Origin of the sequence: Robiginitalea sp. (assembly GCF_049588695.1) — a bacterium.
GTDB lineage: Bacteria > Bacteroidota > Bacteroidia > Flavobacteriales > Flavobacteriaceae > Robiginitalea.
Window position 1 is genome coordinate 1 of the sequence record NZ_JBAVZJ010000433.1, and the last position, 2,620, is coordinate 2,620.

A 2,620-nucleotide genomic window follows, 5' to 3' on the forward strand; every position below is an offset into this window, starting at 1 on the left:
ACCATAATCTGGTTGGCGTCTCCAAAAGTCTTGGCCCCCGCACTACCCAGTACTGCTGTAAGTTCTCCGGTGATCTCCGCCGGGCTGACCGGATCGACAAACCGAATCTGATAATTTCGCCCTCCGACAAAATCAACCCCCTGGTCCAATCCTTTGGTAAAGAGTGAAACCAATCCCAGTACCAGGAAGATTCCTGAAATCACATAAGCAATTTTTCGCTTGGAGAGGAAATCGATATTGACATTGGTAAAGAGGTTTTTCGTCAGGGCTGTCGAGAAATCCAGTTTACGTCCCCGTTTGGAGAGATACCAGTCAATCAGCAATCGCGTTATAAAAATCGCCGTAAACAATGAGGTGAGAATACCTATAATCAAGGTAGTTGCAAAACCTTTAATAGGTCCCGTTCCAAACACGAGCAGAATCAGGGCCGTCAACCCTGTGGTTATATTGGCATCGAGAATGGAAGACAGGGCGTTGTCAAATCCGTCAGAAACGGCCTGCCCCATACCTTTACCTTTCTGGAGTTCTTCTTTAATACGCTCGAAAATAAGCACGTTGGCATCCACCGACATCCCTATGGTAAGGACAATACCCGCTATTCCCGGGAGGGTCAGGACCGCACCGAGACTCGCGAGGACTCCAAAAATCAGTACAATGTTAAAGACCAGGGCGATATCGGAAAAAATACCGGCCTTTCCGTAATAGAATACCATCCAGATCAGGACAAATATCATAGCGATCAGAAAGGACATAAATCCACTGTCTATCGCCTCCTGACCCAAAGAAGGCCCTACGACAAATGAATCGATGATCTCAGCCGAAGCCGGAAGTTTTCCAGCCCGTAAAACGTTGGCAATATCCTTGGTTTCAGTAACGGTAAAGGTTCCTGTAATTTCTGAGCTCCCACCGGCAATTCCGCCTTTGCTGGAAACCCCAGGGGCCGTGTACACCCGATTGTCCAGTACAATGGCAATACCCGTATTGTTCAGGTTGGCCTCATTGGTAAGCTCCTGCCATTCCCTTGCACCCCGCACGTTCATATCCATTCCCACGGCCGGGCGGTTAAACTGGTCGAACTGGTCGCGGGCATCACTCACCACATCCCCACTCATCCTCGGGGTGTTATCCCTGTTGGATTTCAGGGCGAAGAGTGCCGCCACTTCTATATCCTGTGAAGGGCGTTCCCATAGAAATTTAGTAAACTGAACATCCGGAGGGAGTAACCTCCTGATCTGTGGCAAACGGAGCCATGCGCCAATCTCGGCAGTATCTTTAATGGCAGCCATACCGACGGCAAATCCAGGGCCGCTAAGCTGTAATTTTTCGAAGAGTGGATTTTGTTGGGCGTTCAGATCCAGGGAATCCTGAGCGACATCGGAAAGGAGAGAATCGATCTCAGATTCCGGTTTTACCGGAGTCTCTTCCCTTTCTACAATGGACTTTAAAGCTTCATTAGCTTCTATAAAGAAATTGAGCAAACTCTGATTCCCGGGCTCATAGGTCTCCCAAAACTCAAGTTGAGCTGTACTCGAGAGCAGGTCCTGGGCACGTGCGATATCCCGGGCACCCGGAAGTTCCACAAGAATACGCCCGGAATTCCCTTCCCTTTGAATATTGGGTTGGGTAACTCCAAAACCATCAATACGTTCACGAAGTACTTCAAAAGCGGAGACGACAGATTCGTCCACCTTGCGCCGAATCACACCTTTAACCTCCTCATCGGACATCTCAAAGTTGACCTCATCGCTCAACCCTTTGTTGGCAAAAATACCAGGAGAAGCCAGTTTGGTATCTCCCTTGATCTGATCAAAAGCATCAAAAAAGAGCTCTAAATAGGTTTCGTCACTGTTCTTAGACGCCTCTTTGGCATCGGCCAGGGCCTTGTTAAAGACAGGGTTCTTGGAATAATTGGCCAGACCTTTGAGGATATCCTCTACAGAAATCTGAAGGGTCACATTAATACCCCCTTTGAGGTCGAGCCCTTTGTTGAGCTCCTTTTTCTTAGCTTCTTCATAGCTCGTAAAACCCAGGATCGGGTTCTTCGCTACCGAATCCAGATAACGGGCTTCTACCAGCTCCCTTTCAGTGACGTAATCGGTCTGATCCGCAGAAACCGTGGCTGATGCGTACGCTTCTGCGTCGCTTTCAATCTTAGAAGTGATAAAAGTATAGGAAAGCTGATAGATACTTACCAGCCCGAACAACAGGGCGAAGAGCTTTATAAGTCCTTTATTCTGCATGAGTTAAGAGGTTATCTGTTTTTTTGATGGTGTTGCAAACAGCGTGCAAATATATCATTTCCACTAGGAACTGCCAATAAAAACAATTGATTTGTAATGGTCTATCACCCTGCCATTCACCCCGCTGAATCCCCTGGGTGGTAAAACTCAAAAGGCATCCCCGATGGGATGCCTTTTCAACTCAAAATGTATCTCTGGTACCTAAACGTCAAGCAACCCATTGGTTTTGGAAACCCCGGCTGCACTTTCCTGCATTTTTGCCTTTTCAGCTTCATTCAATTCGATAGGGACTATCTTTTCGATACCCTTCCGACCCAGGACCACGGGCACGCCAAAACATAGATCATTCAGATTGTATTCCCCCTCGAGCAACGTAGAGC

The 2,620-nt window shown here is 47.8% G+C and carries 1 protein-coding gene and 1 pseudogene; both read right to left on the minus strand.

Going from position 1 to position 2,620, the window contains the following annotated elements; translation table 11 throughout:
- Window positions 1-2,240, minus strand: a 2,240-nt coding sequence (gene secD / locus WBV75_RS10315) for a protein translocase subunit SecD (RefSeq protein WP_424120531.1), incomplete at its 3' end; no start/stop codon positions are given.
- Window positions 2,241-2,441: 201 nt separating this feature from the next.
- Window positions 2,442-2,620: pseudogene (locus WBV75_RS10320) on the minus strand (malate dehydrogenase); the annotation flags it as partial.